Raw genomic sequence first — 19124 nt, forward strand, 5'->3', positions numbered from 1 at the left:
CCATTTGTGAGTATGGCGGTGGACTTGGATTGGTGGCTTATTATGCGAATGCGCTCGGTTGCCCAAACTACACGATTTTTGATCTGCCGCTCATTAATTTATTTGCCGGTAACTTTTTAATTCACTCCCTTGGAGCCGATGCCGTCCGTTTATTTGGAGAAGAGAGTCCAACAGCCAAGGTGCACGTTCTTCCCTTTTGGGAATGCATGAATGTTCACGATGGCGCTTATTCGTTGGCTCTCAACCAAGATTCTTTCCCGGAAATCGACCCCGTCCTCGTGCTCGACTACTTTCGACAGATAAAGAGGACGACCACGATGTATTTCTTGAGCATTAACCAGGAAGGGCAGGCCGCCATGGGGTCGAGAAGCCAAAATGCCGTCCCTGATCTTTTACGCGGCTTTCCGGATTTTAAACGATTGTACCGCATGAAATACTGGATTCGAGAAGGGTACGTGGAGGAGCTTTACAAGCTTCATGGCAAATAGCAGGGCCATGGCCCGCCCCACATTCCGGGATCAAGCAGAGTCTGAAGATAGGGTTTAGGGATCGTTTAAACGCGAAGGGCCTGAGGTGAGGGAATGAATTGCAGGATTTGTGGGAACTTGGATGGGAACAGGACGGTTTATGCGAAAGAAATGATGTTGGGCTTTGAGGATGTTTTTCCCTATTTCGAATGCGCGCGGTGTGGATGCCTTCAAATCGCGGAGCCTCCCTCAAACTTGGCGAAGTATTATCCCAAGGGTTATTACTCCTACCGAGGCAGGTTTCAGGAGAAAGGTCTAAGAAAATTCATGGTGGGGCTCAGGGACAGATTTGCCCTGTCTGGGAAAGGGATGATCGGGAGGATCATTCACTCGAAATATCCCCGGGAGGACGTGCCATTTCTTCGACAGATTCCGGGCTGGCAAAAGGCGCGGGTGTTGGATGTGGGTTGCGGAGCCGGTTCCTTTCTGTACGCCTTGCGCGAGTTCGGCATGAGGGATCTCCTAGGCGTCGATCCGTTCAATGAAGCCGATATGGAGTATAGGAACGGATTGCTGATTCAAAAGCGGGAGGTTTTTGATGTCGATGGGTTATGGGATATCGTGACTTTTCATCACTCCTTTGAACACATTCCCGATCCGGTTTTGACTTTGAAAGCCGTTTCCGGTCTTTTGGCGGATGGGGGACTCTGTGTGATTCGGATGCCGATGGTTCCCTCCTATGCGTGGGACCATTATGGTGTGAATTGGGTTCAGCTCGACGCGCCCAGGCATTTTTTCATTCACTCGACCAAAAGTCTGTCCCTGGTAGCGCAAGGCGGGCATGGTCATCGAGAAGGTGATCCATGATTCCACAGCTTTTCAATTCTGGGGAGCGAACAATATTCGAGGGGGATCCCTCTTTGGGACAAGCGTTCTTTCCTCCAAAGTTGTAGAACTCCACTCTTCTCCCGCAAGGAAATGGCCGATTTCAGGAAAAGGGCCGAGGAATTGAATGTCGTTGGTCAAGGGGATCAAGCCGCATTCTTCTTGAGGAAAGGTTCATGACCTTTTGGAAAGACTCCAACCGTTTTTCTGGAAAAACTGATTCTGACGGTACCATTTGATTATTTGGGTGACAACAATTTGAGACCGAATTCTTCGGAAGGTATGGGAACCCTGGAAAAATGGGTTTCAGCGATCACAGGGTCGCCCGTCTCGGCCAGGTTTTCAGTGTTCATAAGACATTTGACCTGGGTGACCGTTGGATTCGGAGTTTCGCGGACCCTGACGGTCATCATCAATTTATCCGCGGGACGTCTCCTGGGCCCCCATGATTTTGGTTTGTACAATCTCGGTGTGGCAATCTCCGGTGGGATGCTTCCGGTTTTGTCGTGGGGGATGGGACCGGCCAACGCGCGGTTCGCTTCGGCTCATGGTTCCCGCGCGCGGGACATCCACTCGACCGCCATCTTACTCCAGGGAATTCTTCTCCTGTTTGGCCTCGCCCTGGTCCTTGCTCTCCGCCCCGCTCTCGTTTCGTGGCTCCGCATTTCTGGGTGGCTGTTCAACGGGGCGCTCGCCCTGGGCGTTGGGCAAGCGGTTTTTCTTTTCGTCGTTTCAGTCAGTCAGGTGGAATCCCGCTTTCGGGAAAGGGCAGTGGTGGAGGCTTTGTTCGCTTTCGTGTTCGGCGCCGTGTTTGCTGCCTTGTTCATCTCTGGGACGGAGGATTATCGGTCAATCTTGTACGCGTTGAGCGCGGGCTATGGTATGGTCGGCGTGGGGGTCTTGTTTAGGGAGAGGGCCCGGTGGGCGGGTGGATTCTCACGGGAATGGGCGCCGCGGTTATTAGGGTTCGGGGTCTATTGGATGGTGGATATGGTCAGTTTCTTCATGCAGGCGCTCTTTTTACGCCTATTGACCAAACGGTTTCTCCCGGCGTCAGACGTCGGGATCATCAGTCTTACAGCTTGGCCTCGGTTTCCGCCGCGGTGACCTTGTCCGCGATGTTCCAGACGGTCTTTTTCCATTCGCTTCCGGACATGCCCGGCGGAGCGACTTGTGGACACCATTGTTATCGATTTCGGTTCGTTTCTCCATCCCGGGATTGATATGCTTCGCCTTGTTGCAAGCCCTAGCGGTTTGGTTCGCCGGGGCGTCATACCCCTTTAACTTGCCCGTCCTCGTCCTCATGAGCGTGGCTTCCGTTCTCTGTCTTTTTCAAATTAACGTGGGAACCTTGCTGTCCGCGCAAGGAATTCAGGGATATCGATGGGTGGCCATCGTTCGCCTCTCGACCTCGGTTGTGGCTGGTGCGGCGGCTTATTGGATCATTCCCCGGTGGGGGTTGGTGGGTGTCTCTTTCACGTATTGTCTTGTTTACGGTTCCGCCAGCGCGGCGCTGCTATTAGGGCGGGGCCTCCTTGATTTGGAAAGGGGGGCGCGACATGACTGTGGGGATCGCGCATGATTTTTCGAACCCATACGGCGGGGCGAAGCGAACGTGGGGCGCGATGCGCGAGGCGTTTCAAAAGGCGCCTATTTTCACTTCATAGGATATACCCATGGCCAGTCAACAAGTAAGACCTGCGTTCGAAGCGATGGACCCTTTGCCAAAGGATCTGGTGACGGTAGGGATCATCCACTATGACGACTATGATTTTTTGGAGGCTTGCTTTCGGGGTTTGTCTCAGCAATCCCGCATTTCCTTCAAAACCCTGCTGGTGGACAACACCCTTCCCGAACGACGGCGTTCGATTGTCCCTCCCCCTGGTCTCAACGTCAAGATTTTAGTCAACGCGGTTAACAATGGCTACGCCGGGGCCGCCAACCAGGTGATCGGTGAGTCGAAAACCCCATTTGTTTTTCTAATGAATCCGGACGTCAACCTGGAGCCTGGATGCCTAGAGGTCCTGCTTCGCTTGGCCTTGTCCAACCCTTCTTATGGAATTTGGGGGCCAAAGTTACTTCGCGAGCCGGGAATCTTGGATTCCGCCGGTCACGATTTTGTGAGGTCGCGGCGTTTTCGGGATCGGGGGATGGGTGAGCGGGATGAAAACCAATATCCGACCGGAGATATTTTCGCCATTTGCGGCGCGGCCATTCTTCTCCGTCGTGAAATGTTGGAGGATATAAGAATACGGGACGAATATTTTGATGAGGATTTCTTTGTTTACCATGAGGACACCGACCTTTGTTGGCGGGCCTGGCACCGAGGTTGGAAGGTTCGCTACGTCCCGGACGCCGTCGGGTTCCATCTTCGGGGATGGCGGCAAGACAATCGACATAAGGTCCCGTCGAGGGTTCGGATCCAAGGCTTCAAAAACCATTATTTGGAATTGATCAAAAACGAGACCTTGGGATCCTTTGTCAAAGACCTTCCCTATATTTGCACCCAAGAAATTCTCCGGTTGTTACACGCCGTTTCCAGAGAGCCGGCCTTGTGGATGGCCTATTGGAAAGTTCTGCTGGTCTTTCCAAAGACCTGGCGGAAAAGGCGCGAGATCATGGGACGACGCGATTCGGAACAATTCCAGAAAATGCTTGGGGAACGAGCACGAAGAAAAGCATGAGTCTTCGCACGAGTTTTTTCAGTGGGGCGGAAAAGTTCCCTCTCTCGTTGACTGCCTCCGGGGGTTTGCGAGGGGGCCTTCCCGTGAGGGGGAGATATACTCAAAAGTTGTGGGTGAGGGGTTGAGGGGATAAAAAAGAAAAGCGTATCCTGTCTGGTGAAAGGAAACAAAAACCCGGTGGTTGACGCCACCGAACCCAGGAGGATACGCTATGAAAGATGTTAAAACAATTCGGGCAGAAAAACCAGAAGGGCAAGGGGCCGTGGGCACGCTGGAAGAAATCGTACGCCGCGGGGCGCAACGGCTATTGGAAGTGGCGCTGAACGAAGAGGTGGATATTTTTTGTCAACGCCATGCGGCCCGGGTGGACGAACACGGGCATCGGTTGATTGTCCGCAACGGGAAACAAAACCGGCGGATCTTGGTGACGGGGGCGGGCCCCTTGGATATTGAGCCTCCTCGTGGATGACCGGGTTCTGAAAGGGACGGGGGAATCGCGATTTCAGTCGATCCTGGTCCCGCCGTATTTAAGGAAGACCAAGAACCTGGAGGAGCTGGTTCCATTTCTATATTTGAAAGGGATCTCCACGGGGGATTTCACGGAAGTCCTGGAGAAGCTGGTCGGGGAAAAGGTGCTGGGATTTTCAGCGGAAAGCGTGGTCCGGATGAAGCGGATCTGGGAACAGGATTACCAAGAATGGATCGGACGGGACATTTCGAAGAGCGAATACGTTTACTGGTGGGTGGACGGAATCTATTTCAATGTCCGGTTGGACGATGAGCGGCAGTGTATTCTGGTGATTATTGGGGCGAAGGAAGACGGAACCAAAGAGCTGGTGTCGGTGGAAGATGGGTTTCGTGAGTCGAAGAAAGCTGGCAGTCGGTTCTGCGGGCATTAAAACGGCGTGGATTGGCGAAGGGCGAAGTTGGCGATTGGGGATGGTGCGTTGGGGTTCTGGGCGGCGTTGGCGGAGGAATTCCCCGGCACGAAGACCCAGCTTTGTTGGGTTCATAAAACAGTCAACGCGCTGGACAAGCTTCCGAAGAGTCTTCAAGGGAAAGGGAAGCAAATGATCCACGACATTTACCTGGCGCCGACGAAAGAGGAAGGACACGCCGCCTTTGACGCTTTCGTCAAAGAGTTCGAACTGAAATATCCGAAGGCGGTGGAAACGATCAACAGGAACCGGGAGAGTTTGCTCGTTCTACGATTTCCCGGCGGAACATTGGTTGTCGATTCGAAGCACGAACGTGATTGAGTCGACATTTGCAACGGTGCGGCTACAGACAAAGAGAACGAAGGGGTGCGGTTCACGGATCGCGACGTTGACGATGGTTTACAAGTTGGCGGAGTCGGCGCAGAAGCGGTGGCGGAAATTACGCGGATACAAAAAGTTGACGGCGGTGTGGAAAGGGATCCAATTCAAAGACGGGTTGAACTGGAAATGGCCGCCTAATTTACCACCGGATGGGATACGCTCCTCAAATCCCACCCACAACATTTGACAATATCTCCGTGAGGGGTTGTGGGAAAGGTTGGACCTCTTCGTTCCGTTTCAATCAAACTGTTGATGGGTGACCCCGATGTTATTTAACTCCTTTTCCTTTCTTTTCTTTTTCCCATCGTCACCTGTCTTTATTTCGGGTTGCCTCACCGATTTCGTTGGTTTCTACTGTTGGTGGCCAGCTGTTATTTTTATATGGCCTTCATTCCCGTTTATATCCTTATCCTTCTGCTCACCATCGTGACCGACTATTTAGCCGGTTTGTGGATTGAGAAATCCACCGGCCATGCCCGGAAGATAGGGTTGGTGGTCAGTGTCGTGATCACCGTCGCCATCTTGTTTTCGTTTAAATACTTCAATTTCGTGAACGACAATATCGGAGCGATCGCCCGGGCCTTTCATTGGAACTATTCCGTAGGAAACCTCAAACTTATTCTTCCCATCGGTCTCTCCTTTCACACGTTTCAAAGCCTGGCTTATGTTTTTGAGGTGTATCAGGGCCGCCAAAAAGCGGAGCGCCATTTCGGGATTTATTCCTTGTACGTGATGTTCTACCCCCAGCTCGTGGCGGGTCCCATCGAGAGACCGCAAAATCTCCTTCCGCAGTTTCGCCAGGAGCATCGTTTCGATTACCGCTTGGCCACGGATGGGCTGAAGCTGATGGCCTGGGGGTTCTTTAAGAAAATGGTCGTGGCCGACCGGCTGGCGCTTTTCGTGAAGCCCGTTTTCGACAACCCCACCCACCACGCGGGCGTTGCCCTGATGGTGGGGACGGTGTTCTTTGCCCTCCAAATCTATTGCGATTTTTCCGGTTACTCGGACATCGCCATCGGCTCGGCTCGCGTCATGGGGTTTCGGTTGATGAAAAACTTCGACCTTCCCTGCAGCGCCAGATCCGTCTCTGAATTTTGGAGGAGATGGCACATTTCTCTTTCCACTTGGTTCCGGGATTATGTTTATATTCCCCTGGGAGGAAACCGGTGTTCCACGGGGCGCTGGATGTTCAACCTGATGGTGACTTTTGTGATCAGCGGCTTGTGGCATGGCGCCAGTTGGAATTTTGTCGTTTGGGGTGGATTAAACGGCCTGGCCATCTTGGGTGAAACCGGGCTCAGAAAACCTTTGCGTTGGTTTTGCAATTTCTTCGGGCGGACCGTTGGCCGACCCTTCTCGCCTGCATAGAAAGGGCGGCAACTTTTACTTTCATCAATATGACATGGATTTTTTTCCGAGCCAAGACCTTAAGCGATTCGGTCTACATCGTCACCCACCTTTTCAACGGGCTCGGGAAATTTTTTAGTGATTTTACGACATACCTTCTGGCGAGAAATTTTCACCTCGGGTTGGAAATCAACAAGGGAATACGGGAGGCTTATCTGGTGGGCCAAAGTTCGGCGGAATGGCGCCGCGCCATCGTCGCCATTCTGGTTCTTCTCGGCGTTCAATTTCTGCAGGCGAGAGGAGGCCTCTTGTCTTTTTTAGCCCGCCAACCCGGTGTCGCGCGATGGGCCGCCTACTATGGCCTCGTGGCCGCCATCTTGGTTTACAGCGTTACCAACAGCGATCAATTCATTTATTTCCAATTCTAATGGAAAACGTTGAAACGCCGTCCTGTCCGGCTCCTTATCCCACATCGTTGGTTCGGCCCGTGACCGGGAGAACGTCGGTGCGGATATTCTGGGGCAAGGTATTTTTCATGGGGATATTGGTCGGCTTCACGGGGCTTATGCCTTTTTTTCCCCGGTTTACCACGCCGATCCGTTTTCCTTGGTCATCGATAAGGATCGTTTGTTGAAGGCTACCCCCTCTCCTCGGGTGATTTTTATCGGTGGAAGCGGTCTTTTCTCCGGTTTGGACGGCCATCGGGTGGAGGAACGGCTAAAAATGAACTCCGTTAACCTCGGCTTTTTTGCGGGGTTCGGCATCCTCCCCTATTTGGACCCCTTGGTCAACGAATTGAAATACCAGGATGTGGTGGTTCTGGTGCCGGAATACGGAGTGATGGCGAATGGGCTGGATGCCACCCCGCGGGCGCGGCCGTGGCTTCTCGCTCTGCACCCGAGTTTCGCGCTGAAGGCTGTTTATCCCAGAAACTTTGCGGGTTTATCCATGCTCTTGGAGGACGTTGTAACTTTGGTCCGCTCCAAAGTTGAATCCTTCCAAAAATTGGCATTCTGTTGGTCTTCACGTCCAGGATTTCGGAAGGCGGGCCGGGAGATGGACCTCAACGGAGATTTGACGGAATCCGGACAGTTTCATCGGGTTTCGGAAGGTTCTTTGCTGGGACGTGGAACGGAGATGCCCCGGCCCTTTCCCCTGGGGAACGCTTTGGCTCGATTGAACCGTTTTTATTCATGCGCTCTTGAAAAGGGCGCAGAAGTTTATTTTGCCTGGCCTGCGTATCCGGCGCCCGAGTTGAGCCGTAACGAATCTCAGATTAGGGAATTGGAAAAGGATTTTCGCCGGAACCTCCATATCCCGATCCTTGGGGCGCCGTCCGATTTTGCTTTCCCCTACCGTAACTTCACCAATACCGTGGACCATCTGGATGTCGAGGGCAAACGCCTTCGCACAGAGAGGCTTATTTCATTATTGGAAAAAAGAAGGGAATATCTTAAGCGGGTGCCATGAAAATAGCGATTGTTCATGATTTTCTGAATCAATACGGCGGGGCCGAGCGGACGTTGGATGCGATGCACGAGGCGTTTCCCGAAGCTCCGATTTTTACCTCGATTTTTCTTCCGGAAAACTTTCCCGCCTGTTTTTCGGAATGGGACGTGCGGACGTCGTTTATGCAGAGGTTGCCGTTTCTCAAAAACCATTTCAAGAAATATCTCCCTCTCTATCCATTGGTTTTCAGTCGGTTTGATTTGAAAGGTTTCGATGTGATTCTTTCGTCCAGTAGCGCCTTCGCCAAGGGGATTTCGGTTCCGGTGGGTGCACGGCATGTCTGTTATTGCTACTCGCCCATGCGGTTTGTCTGGGATCGGGACCGTTATCTAGAAAAGGAACCCATTCCGGTTTTTCTGAAACCCTTATTGTCCCTGGTTCTGGGGAGGTTGAAAAGTGGGATCTCAAAACGAATCTCGGGGTGGACCGGTTCATCGGGATTTCGCAACACATCCGAAAACGGATTTACACCTGTTATGGCAGGGAAGCGGATGTTCTCTACCCTCCGGTCGAGGTGGATTCTTTTGACTTTTCCACCGAACCGGGGGATTATTTTCTCGTGGTTTCCCGGTTGAACCCCCTACAAACGAATCGAACTCGCCATCGAGGCTTGTGGGCAAATGGGTCTCCCTTTAAAAATTGTAGGAAGGGACCCTTCGAGCCAACTCTTCGCCGCCTGGCAGGACCTCGAACGGAGTTCCTGGGTGGGGGTTTCCTTCCAGGAACTCAAGAAACTCTTGGTCGGAGCGCGGGCGTTTATCTTTCCAGGAGAAGAGGATTTTGGCATCGCCCCCGTGGAAGCCATGGCCGCCGGGCGGCCGGTGATCGCTTTGGCGGCAGGGGGCTCTCGAAACCGTCCTGGAGGGAGAAACGGGATTGTTCTTTGAGGTTCCCACGGTTCAAAGCCTGTCAGACGCCCTTCGCCGGTTTGAAGGCATGACGTTTGATCCGGCGCGGATTCGCCGCCAAGCCGAACGGTTCAATCGAGCGGCTTTTGTTCGCGGCATTCGTGGAATTGTCGAGCGAGTTTCTTCCGCTGCTCGTTAATTATTAGAATGATCCGATGCTTAAGACCTTGAAGCACAGGCTTTTCCTGAACCGCTCGGTTCTGTTCCTGGTCGATTTGTTATGCGTGGTGGCGGCGTTGAAGTTGGCCTATGCCGCGCGGTTCTACTGGGAATGGGGAGCGCGTTTGGTTCCGTCCATAAAGTGGCCATGCCGGAGTCTCTCTATTTTCCCCTACAGACGGCGGCGGTGATGATTTGGATGGCCGTATTTGTGATGAACGGGTTTTATCAGCGGATCAACCTCCCCTTCCTGGACGATGGCTTGAGGACCGCCCGGGGAGTGTTTGGGGCTGGGTCTTGGTGGTGGCGGGCGGATTCCTCTACCGCGGCACGGATTATTCCCGGATCGTCTCGGTTTTAAGCGGAACGTTTCTCTTCCTTTTGTGCTGACCAGCCGCCAGGCCGCGCAGTTTTTACCATCGGATTTTTCTGAAATGGGCGGGGCGCCACCGGGTTCTCGTCCTCGGTCAGGCCGACTTTGCGCTTCCATTCAGCGCGTCCTCGCCCATCCCGAATTGCAGGTCGAAGCCCGGCCCACGAGCGACCTTGCCATTTTTAGGGATTGGGTTCATGGCGATGGATTCCGTGAAGTCTACGTGGGGGATCCTGATTTGTCTCACTCCGACTTGGTCGCCATGGCCGAGATCAGCGAAGAAGCCGGTGTGATTTTTCGCATCGTTCCCGATATCTTGGAACTCCGCATGGGGGAGTTGATTTTGGATGAGTCCTTGGGGCTCCCGACGTTTCAAGTCAAATCGGTTTCTCTTCACGGATGGACCTATGTTTATAAAAGAACTTTTGACTTGTTTGTCTCGGTAGGCCTGCTGGTGGTCGGAGCGGTTCCGCTGGCGCTCTTGGCCATTCTCATCAAGTTGGATTCTCCCGGGCCGGTTTTCTTTCGGCAGGAGAGGGTGGGATACAAGGAAAAATTTTAAGATCTTCAAATTTCGATCCATGAGCACCGACGCGGAAGACCGTTTGGAGGAGTTGCGCCATTTAAATGAAAGACCCGGCCCTCTTTTTAAAATCAAGAAGGATCCCCGAATCACCCGGGTGGGCCGTTGGATTCGGCGATTGAGCGTGGACGAAATCCCGCAACTTTCAATGTCCTTGCGGGGACATGAGCCTGGTGGGACCCCGCCCTCAATTGCCCAAGGAAGCGGAATCCAACGACGAGTGGGCGCGGAAACGACTGAACGTGCTCCCGGGCATCTCCGGGCTCTGGCAGGTGAGCGGCCGGGCGCAACTGTCCTACGAGGAGATGATCGAACTCGACGTCTTTTACATCGAGCATTGGTCGCCCGGGTTGGACCTGAAGATTTTGCTGAAAACAATCCCCACGGTGTTTGGCCGGCAAGGAGCCTATTGATGCGGGTTTGGTGACCGGGGGCGGGGTTTATTGGGTCTCACGTGGTGGACGCTTATGTGGGGGCGGGGCACCGGGTGACGGTGGTGGACAACCTTTCCTCAGGAAAGAAGGCCAACCTCAATTCCGAGGCCCGGTTTGTCAAAGCGGATATTCAAGGTGCGGGATTGGTTCGCCTGTTTAGGAAAGAGAAATTCGATGTGGTGAATCATCATGCGGCCCAGATGGATGTTCGGCGGAGCGTGGCGGACCCGTTGTTCGATGCGCGGGTGAACGTGTTGGGGCTTTTTGAATCTTTTGGAATTGTCGCGGGCCCATGGGGTTAAGAAATTTATTTTCGCGGCATCGGGCGGGACTTATTATGGGGAGTGCCGTCGTCCGGCGATCGAAAGCGATCCGCCCGGCCGCTTTCTCCCTACGGGGTCACGAAATTGGCGGGGAACATTACCTGCGGACCTATCGCGCCCTGCACGGATTGCCGTTCACCGTTTTGCGATATGGCAACGTTTATGGGCCTCGGCAGGATCCCCATGGGGAGGCGGGGGTGGTGGCGATATTTTGCAATCGGTTGCTGGCGGGGGAGCCGGCGTTCGTTTACGGGAACGGGCGACAAATGAGAGACTACGTTTATGTGGGCGACGTGGTTCGCGCCAACGTGGCGGCGCTCTCCAAGGGGGAAGGGGAATCTATTAATATCGGAACCGGGAAGCCCACCGACGTTCATCGGTTGTTTGAAATCTTGAGCTCTTGCCATCCGGGGCCCTCGACGTTTGAACCAAAACCCGCCCGGGCGGGGGAACTCTTTCGAAGCGTTTTGAATATCTCCAAAGCGGCGCGGGTGTTGGGTTGGAAACCGACGGTGGGGTTGGCTGACGGATTGGCCAAGACCTATGCGCATATCCGGTCGGTGGGTAAACCGATAGATTGAATTATTAAACATAATGTTTAATAATTAGACATATGAAAAGAGCCTACGAGCGGCTTCTTTTGGATCGCCTCAAACAGTTCCCTTGCGTGGCGGTGCTCGGGCCGCGGCAGTGCGGAAAAACCACCCTCCTAGGTCTGCGAAGCCGTGGCGGCGGTTCGACTTGGAACGGTCGGCCGATTTCGAGGTGATCTCCCGCGATCCGGACCTTTTCTTTCGGCTGAATCCCCGGCAGGTGGCCTTGGATGAGGCTCAGGTTCATCCGCCGGTTTTTAGCGCGTTGCGCGTGGCCATTGACGAGCACCGAAGGGGCGGGGCGGTTTGTTATAACGGGGTCCAGCTCTCCCGCGCTCGTTCGTAATGTTTCGGAAACTCTGGCCGGGCGCGTGGCGATCATTGAGATGGCGCCCCTCTCCTGCCTGGAGGCCTATGGAGGGCAACGGCCGCCATTGGCTTCGTTGTTGAAGGGTGGGAAGGTCACGGCACAAGATTTCGAATCTCTGAAGCCCCGGCTCACCCTTTCGCAAATTCACTCCTATTGGTTAAAGGGGGTATCCCGAGCCGTGGGTGAGACGCGGGGCGGCCTTTCGGACGGCTTGGATGGAAAATTATTTTCAGACCTATATTCAACGGGATGTGGCGCGGCTATTTCCGGGATTGAACCAGGCCAAATTTCGACTGTTTTCTCAACAGTTGGCGGGATTTTCGGGGTCGATCGTGAACTGTGCCGACTTGGGGCGGGCGCTGGGCATCTCTTCCGTGACGGCCCAGGAGTATTTGGGGATTGCGGAAGGTTCTTATCTTTGGCGAAATCTCCCGCTTATGGCAAGGCCTCTCCGCCGCCTGGTGAAGCATCCGAAAGGCTTCCTTCGAGACACGGGCATTCTCCATCACTTCATTCGGGTGAATGATCTCGCTTCGCTCATGGCCCATCCTCGAATGGGAGCCTCTTGGGAGGGGCTCGTCACTGAAGAACTTCTTCGCGGGCTGGCCATGGAGGGGGTTCCCCATGAAGCGTATTATTACCGAACCTACGCGGGGGGGGAGGTGGACCTCGTTTTGGAGGGAAACTTCGGAACCGTTCCCATTGAGATCAAGCACGCCCAGACATTGACCCATTACGACCTGCGATCTCTCACCGACTTCATTCAGGAGCGAAAATGTGACTGGGGCCTCGTGGTGCACAACGGCGCCGAGGTTCGGCGGTTGACGGATCGCATTGTTTCCACCCCGTTCGCGTGTTTGTGACCTCGTTATGAAGGGAAAGATCGGGGGCGGAAGACCGGCGGGGCGGCGGTTTTTCTGGATCGGGACGGGACGGTGAATGTCGAAAAAGACTATGTGTATCAGCGCGGATTGGGAATGGATTCCGGGGGCCGTGGACGGGATGGGGAAAATGGCGGGGCTGGGGTTCCGGCTGGTGGTGGTGTCGAACCAATCGGGGGTGGCGCGGGGGTATTACGGGGCGGCGGATGTTCGCGCCCTGCATGCCCAGGTGGCCGAAGATCTTCACGGCTTGGGCGTTGAGATCGCCGGATTTTACTTTTGCCCCATGGGCCCGGCGATGGGTGCAGTGCCGAAAACCGCGGCCAGGTTTGATCTTAAGGGCGGAAAGGATTTGAAGATCGACCTCTCCCGTTCTTTTATGGTGGGGGATAAATTGATCGACGTTCAGGCGGCCCAATCCGCCGGAGTTCAGCCCATCCTGGTTGGGACGGGCTATGGGGTGAAGGAAAAGGCCGGACTTCCGAAAGGAATTCCTTTCGTAGAGGATTTGCTGGGCGCCGCCCGATGGATGGAGGGGTTATGAAAGCTCTTATTCTGCTGGGAGGGTTGGGAACACGCTTGAGGCCCTTGACGGTGGATCGGCCTAAGCCGCTCTTGCCGATTTTGAACCGGCCCTTTATTGCCTACCAGATCGACCTCTTGAAAAAGTTTGGGGTGCGGGAAGTGGTGTTGGGGTTGGGGCACAAGGCGACCGCCTTTCGACGGCAGTTGGGGACAGGCAAGGAGTGGGGCGTGAAGTTCATTTACTCTTTGGAGAAAGAGCCTCTGGGGACGGGGGGCGCCATTCGCCACGCTCTGGACCATTTGAACGGGCCGGCGTTCATTTTGAACGGCGATGTGTTGAGCGATTTCGACCTGAAAGCCCTGGCCGAGACCCACCGGAAGGCCAAGGCCGACGCCACGCTGGCCTTAGGTGGCCGTGGACAATCCCGCGGCCTACGGGTTGGTAGAAAGCGACGCGCAGGCCTGATCCGGCGGTTTTGGAGAAACCCCGGCGACGGAAACCGCGGAGGTTCATGAAAAGGCGCGGGTGAACGCGGGATATTAGTTGTTTGAGCCCCGGGTGGTGGAACGGATCCCCTGGGGCGGCGGTTTCCATTGAGCGGGAAATATTTCCCGCCTTGCTGGGAAGGCTTTCGCGTGGCCGGTTTTTCCACCGGGGCTACTGGTCCGACATCGGGACCCTGAAAACCTATTGGCGCACCCACGCGGACCTGCAGGAGATGGGCCTGTGGCCTCCGGGACGCGTTCCCGAGGGGATGCATCTGGGGCAGGGCGCCGTCGTGGGGGCGGGCGTGCGGATGGGGACGGGGGTGGTCGCGAAGGGGTCCGCTTGGGCGCTCAGGTGACGTTGGCGGGGCGGGTGACCATCGGAGCGGGGCCCGCATCGAGGAAGACGCGCGGCTGTCGGATTGCGTCGTTTTGGAAGGCGCCGCATCGGCGCCCGAACTGGAAAGAAGCCTCCTGGGCTCAAGGTGGTCATCGGCTCCGACTGCCGCATCGGGCGGACCAAGTTTTAGCCGACGGCGCGCGACTGCCTTCTCCCCTAGCCAAGTCCTGCTGGCATCACGGAAGGTGAGGATCTTTTTCGACCTGACCTGGTTTGTGGATAATCCAACAAATCTGGTGGCAGAATCTGCTTTCCCGAAAAACCAGCACAAAGTCACTACAAAGCTAATTCCTCAAAGGAGTTCCACGATGCGTCGTGATAAATATGTTTTACTTCTGAGTCGGTGACGGAGGGGCACCCACGATAAGGTGTGCGACCAAATTTCGGACGCGGTGTTGGATGCGATTTTGACGGAAGATTCCCACGGCCGGGTGGCCTGCGAGACCTTCGTCACCCACAGGGCTCGTGGTGGTGGGCGGCGAGATCACGACCTAAAACCTGGGTGGAGTGCCGTCCCTGGTCCGGTCCGTGGTGGCGGAGATCGGCTACACCGATCGTCGGTTTGGGTTTGATTCCGCCAGTTGCGGGATTTTGAACGCCATCGGACGCCAGTCGCCGGACATTTCCCAGGGCGTCGATACGGGGGGCGCAGGGGACCAGGGCCTGATGGTGGGGTTCGCTTGCGACGAAACCAAAGAGCTCATGCCGACGCTGATCAGCTTCTCACAACCTCACCCGCCGCTTGGCGGAAGTTCGAAAAAAGAAAATCCTCCCTTATCTAGGACCGGACGGGAAATCCCAAGTGACGGTGGAGTACGAAGACGGGCGGCCCCGCCGGATCGACGCGGTGGTCCTCTCCAGCCAACACGACGAGTCCATCCTGGACCGGATCGGGGGAAAGATCACCAACGTCGCGCGGGAAGAGATGATCGCGAAAGTGGTCCTCCCCGTGCTTCCGAAGAAACATGTTGGAGAAAGAAACGAAATCTTTGTGAACCCCACGGGCAAATTCGTCGTCGGCGGGCCCGGAGGGGACACGGGCGTGACCAAGCGAAAGATCATCGTGGACACCTACGGCGGTTGGGCTCCCCACGGTGGTGGCGCTTTTAGCGGCAAGGATCCTGAAGGCAGACCGGTCCGCCTGTTACATGGCGCGCCACGTGGCCAAGAACATCGTGGCCGCGGGCTTGGCCCGCCACTACGGTCCAGCTCGCTACTCCATCGGCGTGGCGGACCCCGTGAGCGTTATGGTGGACACCGACGGCACCGGCCTCGCTGCCCGAGGCCCGCTTGCAGACCTTGGTCCGGGACGTGTTCCGTTGACGCCCCGGGGCATCATCGATTACCTTAAACTGCGCCGGCCCTTCTACCGGAAAACCGCTTCCTACGCCGCTGGCCACGAGGACGCGGATTTTTATTGGGAGAAGACGAACAAGCCGCCGAACCCAAGAAATCCGCGAGGATCTAACCCATGAAATACGACGTCGAGGATTTACGCCTCGCCAACGCGGGGGAAAACCTCATCACCTGGGCGGAGCGGGGATGTCCGTTCTGCGCCTCATCCGGGCGCGTTCAAAAAACAAAAGCCCTTCAAAAAGATCCGCATGTCCTGCTGTCTCCATGTGACCACGGAGACCGCCAACTTCGCCATCACCCTGGAAGGAAGGCGGGGCGGACGTGGTCCTCTGGTCTCCAACCCGCTGTCGACCCAGGACGAAGTTGCGGCCTTCGGTCAAAAACCACGGCATCCGGGTTTTGCGCGATCAAAAGGCGAGAATAATAAAACCTATTACAAGCACATCTACGCGCGCTGGACCATCATCCCCAGATCACCATGGACGACGGCGCGGATGGTGGGGTCCTCCAAAGGGCGGCGGGACCAACTGCCGGAGGTCATCGGCGGCACCGAGGAAACCACCACCGGAGTCATCCGATTGCGCCATGGAGAAAGACGGGGTGTTGGAGATCCCATCATCGCCGTGAACGACGTATCGACCAAACACATGTTCGACAACCGCTACGGGACCGGGCAATCCACCTCGACGGCATCCTGCGCCCCAACGTGCTGCTTCGCGGGCAGACGGTGGTGCTCGCCGGATACGGTTGGTGCGGCCGTGGCATCGCGAGCCGGGCCCGGGGTCACCTGGGCGCCCACGTGGTGGGTGACGGATCGATCCGTTCCGCGCGCTGGAAGCCCTGGACGGGTTCATGGTCATGCCCACGAGGCAGGCCGCCGCCAAGGGCGACATCTTTATCACCGTCACGGGCAACATTTCCGTCATCGCGGCGGAGCATTTCTGAAAACGAAAGACGGGGGCCATCTTGGCCAACTCCGGCCACTTCAACGTGGAGATCGACATCCCGCCCTGGCCAATCTGGCAAGGAAGCGCCGAGCGCGTCGCTTCGTCGACGAATACACCCTGCCCGGCGGACGCCGCATTCACGTGCTGGGCGAGGTCGGCTGATCAACCTGACTTCCGCCGAAGGTGCCCCGGCCAGTGTCATGGACAGCCCTTCGCCAACCAAGCCCACTGCGCGGAATATGTGGTGAAGAACGCCAAGGGCCTGGCCAAAAAGTCCAGCGTGCCCGTGGATATTGACCGCAACATCCGCGCCTCAAATTGGCCGCCATGCGGGTCAGCGTCGATACCCTTACCCGGAACAGGAGAAATACCTGGCTTCTTGGCAGGAAGGGACTAAACTGCGCGGGGTTGTTGGCTGTGGAGGCTTAACGGCCACACCGAAAACCCACCCCTCCCATACCCTCCCCTTATCCAAGGGGAGGGACAACACTTGAAGAATAATGTGTGGGGCGGGACTGACCAAGACAGATTGCTTTTTCAGAAAAGCCGAGCGGGTTTCGCTCGGCTTTTTATTGAAATTCCGGCGTTCTTAGTCTATGCTTGTTCGAGGTTGTTTGCTTTGCCTATCCCATGTTTAAACCGCGTTTTAAGCGCGGACTGAGAGGAAGCGACCATGCGAAGAATTGTTCGGATCCTTCAGTTTTGTTGGCCAGGGTTCTGGTTTTGCCGGTTGCCAAACAATAACTTCTTCGGGGACGGGCTGCACAAGGAGGGACCGGCGACGCCCAGAGTTTGGTGTCGGACGTTCAATCGGCGTTGGCGCGGGGAGAATACGCCACGGCGCAGGACTACTTTACCCGGGCCATCGCGGCCGATCCCGGGAATTCGGACGCTCTTTTCCGGCTCCGTACTGGCGGCTATGGGTTTGGCGGGTCCCAACATCGGGCAATTGGTTTCCAATTTGACCACCGACCATGGTGGATCCGGCGCCCCTCACTTCGCGGGGCCATCCAGCAGGCTTCCCTGGGATTGGGGCGTCTTCCGGCTCGAGCGATAGCCTCCTGTCCGAAATCGGAGATAAGGTAGCCCTGGACGATGCGCGCTAAGGTGGTGATCCGGAACCTTAGAAAAATTCACCTGGGTTTGGCGGACGGGAAAATCGCGCGGGACGACTTCTCTCCCCATCAATCTCGGCCTGGCCCGGTTGCTGAAAGGCGTGACGGGGCCTTGGCGAGCGGACTTCTTGATATTCCGTGAAACCGGGGCTTATTCAGTTGTTTTGACCGGGTCGATTTCCGGAGTTGTCGTGATCGATGACGCCATTCACCACGTGGCGTGGGGTTCTGGATCTGAACGAAGCGGTCGGAAAACTGAAACTCGTTTCGGGTTCCCGACCTCGCGGATATCACCACGACGTGGACACTCTTTACGACCCATCACGGGCAGGTGAGCACGGACTATCCTTCTGTCCCTGCCACGCGATTGGCGGCAGGGGTTTCCGTCTTCTCCTGGCGATCGACTCTGATCCTCTAGCGCTGGTGGGTTCGTCACCTCAACCTTAAATTGGAGATCCACACATGGAGCAGCTTCTCATTCTTCTTCTGGCAGGGGCTCTCCCCGCCATGGCGGCAAGATTCCCGCTTCGATCCGCGGGACCCGGGCGCTGGGCATGGGCGACGCCTTGACAGCGTTGGCCGACGACCAGAACATCTTCTTCCATAACCCCACGCCGGAACAGGTCCGGCGGACTGGGTCGCTGATGTTGGTAGCGGATATCTCAGCCACCGTCGGCAAGGTTCCATCTGACCTGGCGGCCTTCATTGGGGACGAGGATTCTCTGAAGAACTTCGACACGCTCACGCCCGGGTAGACAGGCCGACCTGGTCAGCAAAATCACAGCGGAGATGGTGGGGCTGACCCACGTTTGGGGCGAGGCGCGGCGTGAGCTATCTCTCAGAATGACCGATGTTCGGCGGCTTGCATTAGGGCGCAGGAGCTTTCGCCCAAGTCTCCGGGGTCGTCGGGTTCAATCCGGTCATTATCTCTCCTTTCCTCTACTATAACGCATCAACGCGGACGCCATCTTCCGATGAACCTCGCCGTGAAGGTGACGTATCTTCCGTTCATCCAGGAGGACTGGGCCTGGGCACCAACCTGAAGCCTACATTCAGCGAGGCGCGTTCGGAAAATTCCGTCGACGTTTTCCCCATGGACAACTTCTGGCGGGCCCCAGCCCAGATGAGGGCATGGTGGGAATGGATTTCAAGGCTATACGGCCCCGACACCGCGCTGGAACATTGCGGCAACCATGATGGATTTCGGCGGAAGCAGCATCGTTTTTGACGCCTTGAAGGCGAAGATGGGTTCGACGCGAAAGCCTCTTTCCGCGAATCCATCCAGCAGCAGAGTCCCAACCTGGGCGTCGCTTGGACTGCTTGGACGAAATGGATTCTCTTCTTTCGAGATCCCCTTTGCATGACAAGCTCGTGTTGGCCGCCGACGTGCACTGTTGTGAACGCCCGACAGCAAGATCATCAAAACGGCGGGTTAGCGGACACGGCAGGAACGCACTTCC

The 19124-nt window shown here is 56.0% G+C and carries 16 protein-coding genes and 6 pseudogenes; all 22 read left to right on the forward strand.

Annotated features, from left to right (window positions below; translation table 11 throughout):
- On the forward strand, positions 1-488 hold a 488-nt coding region (locus IPP35_12470; protein ID MBL0059877.1), incomplete at its 5' end, for a hypothetical protein.
- A 390-nt stretch (positions 489-878) separates the two neighbouring features.
- A complete protein-coding gene (locus IPP35_12475; GenBank protein ID MBL0059878.1) occupies positions 879-1334 on the forward strand; it encodes a class I SAM-dependent methyltransferase in 456 nt (151 codons plus the stop codon).
- A gap of 387 nt (positions 1335-1721) precedes the next feature.
- Positions 1722-2459 carry an oligosaccharide flippase family protein gene (locus IPP35_12480; GenBank protein ID MBL0059879.1) on the forward strand — a complete coding sequence of 246 codons (738 nt, stop codon included), beginning with the start codon at positions 1722-1724 and terminating at the stop codon, positions 2457-2459.
- 569 nt (positions 2460-3028) lie between these two features.
- Entirely contained in the window at positions 3029-4036 is a 1008-nt protein-coding gene (locus IPP35_12485) for a glycosyltransferase family 2 protein (protein ID MBL0059880.1), read from the forward strand.
- A 211-nt stretch (positions 4037-4247) separates the two neighbouring features.
- Positions 4248-5473 (forward strand): annotated as a pseudogene (locus IPP35_12490) (IS256 family transposase).
- A gap of 147 nt (positions 5474-5620) precedes the next feature.
- Positions 5621-7130: pseudogene (locus tag IPP35_12495) on the forward strand (MBOAT family protein).
- Between the two features lie 202 nt (positions 7131-7332).
- Positions 7333-8172 carry a hypothetical protein gene (locus IPP35_12500; protein ID MBL0059881.1) on the forward strand — a complete coding sequence of 280 codons (840 nt, stop codon included), beginning with the start codon at positions 7333-7335 and terminating at the stop codon, positions 8170-8172.
- Entirely contained in the window at positions 8169-8786 is a 618-nt protein-coding gene (locus tag IPP35_12505) for a hypothetical protein (GenBank protein MBL0059882.1), read from the forward strand. The genes IPP35_12500 and IPP35_12505 overlap by 4 nt, the downstream gene beginning before the upstream one ends.
- Positions 8787-8831: 45 nt before the next feature.
- On the forward strand, positions 8832-9098 hold the full coding sequence (locus IPP35_12510) for a glycosyltransferase (protein ID MBL0059883.1): 267 nt from the start codon (positions 8832-8834) through the stop codon (positions 9096-9098).
- Positions 9099-9274: 176 nt separating this feature from the next.
- The gene (locus IPP35_12515) at positions 9275-9469 is read left to right on the forward strand and encodes a hypothetical protein (protein MBL0059884.1); all 195 of its coding nucleotides are present in this window, start codon (positions 9275-9277) and stop codon (positions 9467-9469) included.
- 192 nt (positions 9470-9661) lie between these two features.
- Positions 9662-10213: a sugar transferase gene (locus IPP35_12520; protein ID MBL0059885.1), complete on the forward strand. Its 552-nt coding sequence runs from the start codon at positions 9662-9664 to the stop codon at positions 10211-10213.
- Positions 10155-10397, forward strand: a pseudogene (locus IPP35_12525) (sugar transferase). The gene IPP35_12520 and the pseudogene IPP35_12525 overlap by 59 nt, the downstream one beginning before the upstream one ends.
- A gap of 1 nt (position 10398) precedes the next feature.
- Positions 10399-10647 (forward strand): sugar transferase, encoded by a 249-nt coding sequence (locus IPP35_12530; GenBank protein MBL0059886.1) that lies wholly within the window; start codon positions 10399-10401, stop codon positions 10645-10647.
- Positions 10647-11572: pseudogene (locus tag IPP35_12535) on the forward strand (NAD-dependent epimerase/dehydratase family protein). Before IPP35_12530 ends, IPP35_12535 begins: the two are co-directional and overlap by 1 nt.
- Positions 11573-11732: 160 nt before the next feature.
- Entirely contained in the window at positions 11733-11930 is a 198-nt protein-coding gene (locus tag IPP35_12540) for a hypothetical protein (GenBank protein MBL0059887.1), read from the forward strand.
- 206 nt (positions 11931-12136) lie between these two features.
- Positions 12137-12817 carry a DUF4143 domain-containing protein gene (locus tag IPP35_12545; GenBank protein MBL0059888.1) on the forward strand — a complete coding sequence of 227 codons (681 nt, stop codon included), beginning with the start codon at positions 12137-12139 and terminating at the stop codon, positions 12815-12817.
- Between the two features lie 76 nt (positions 12818-12893).
- Positions 12894-13379 (forward strand): HAD-IIIA family hydrolase, encoded by a 486-nt coding sequence (locus IPP35_12550; protein MBL0059889.1) that lies wholly within the window; start codon positions 12894-12896, stop codon positions 13377-13379.
- Entirely contained in the window at positions 13376-13876 is a 501-nt protein-coding gene (locus IPP35_12555) for a nucleotidyltransferase family protein (protein MBL0059890.1), read from the forward strand. The genes IPP35_12550 and IPP35_12555 overlap by 4 nt, the downstream gene beginning before the upstream one ends.
- Positions 13877-13908: 32 nt before the next feature.
- Entirely contained in the window at positions 13909-14205 is a 297-nt protein-coding gene (locus IPP35_12560; protein MBL0059891.1) for a hypothetical protein, read from the forward strand.
- A 363-nt stretch (positions 14206-14568) separates the two neighbouring features.
- Positions 14569-15721, forward strand: a pseudogene (locus IPP35_12565) (methionine adenosyltransferase).
- A pseudogene (locus tag IPP35_12570) lies at positions 15718-17043 on the forward strand (adenosylhomocysteinase). Before IPP35_12565 ends, IPP35_12570 begins: the two co-directional pseudogenes overlap by 4 nt.
- A 1187-nt stretch (positions 17044-18230) precedes the next feature.
- Positions 18231-18419, forward strand: coding sequence for a hypothetical protein (locus tag IPP35_12575; protein MBL0059892.1), 189 nt, complete (start codon positions 18231-18233; stop codon positions 18417-18419).
- The last annotated feature ends 705 nt before the right edge of the window (positions 18420-19124 follow it).

The sequence above is a fragment of the Elusimicrobiota bacterium genome, assembly GCA_016721625.1.
GTDB lineage: Bacteria > Elusimicrobiota > Elusimicrobia > FEN-1173 > FEN-1173 > JADKHR01.

What these genes read in the sequence shown, in the direction of transcription:
- IPP35_12485 (MBL0059880.1), top strand. Translation starts at nt 3,029, where the DNA reads ATGGCCAGTCAACAAGTAAGACCTGCGTTCGAAGCGATGGACCCTTTG.
- IPP35_12505 (MBL0059882.1), top strand. Translation starts at nt 8,169, where the DNA reads ATGAAAATAGCGATTGTTCATGATTTTCTGAATCAATACGGCGGGGCC.
- IPP35_12510 (MBL0059883.1), top strand. Translation starts at nt 8,832, where the DNA reads ATGGGTCTCCCTTTAAAAATTGTAGGAAGGGACCCTTCGAGCCAACTC.
- IPP35_12515 (MBL0059884.1), top strand. Translation starts at nt 9,275, where the DNA reads ATGCTTAAGACCTTGAAGCACAGGCTTTTCCTGAACCGCTCGGTTCTG.
- IPP35_12530 (MBL0059886.1), top strand. Translation starts at nt 10,399, where the DNA reads ATGAGCCTGGTGGGACCCCGCCCTCAATTGCCCAAGGAAGCGGAATCC.
- IPP35_12550 (MBL0059889.1), top strand. Translation starts at nt 12,894, where the DNA reads ATGTCGAAAAAGACTATGTGTATCAGCGCGGATTGGGAATGGATTCCG.
- IPP35_12555 (MBL0059890.1), top strand. Translation starts at nt 13,376, where the DNA reads ATGAAAGCTCTTATTCTGCTGGGAGGGTTGGGAACACGCTTGAGGCCC.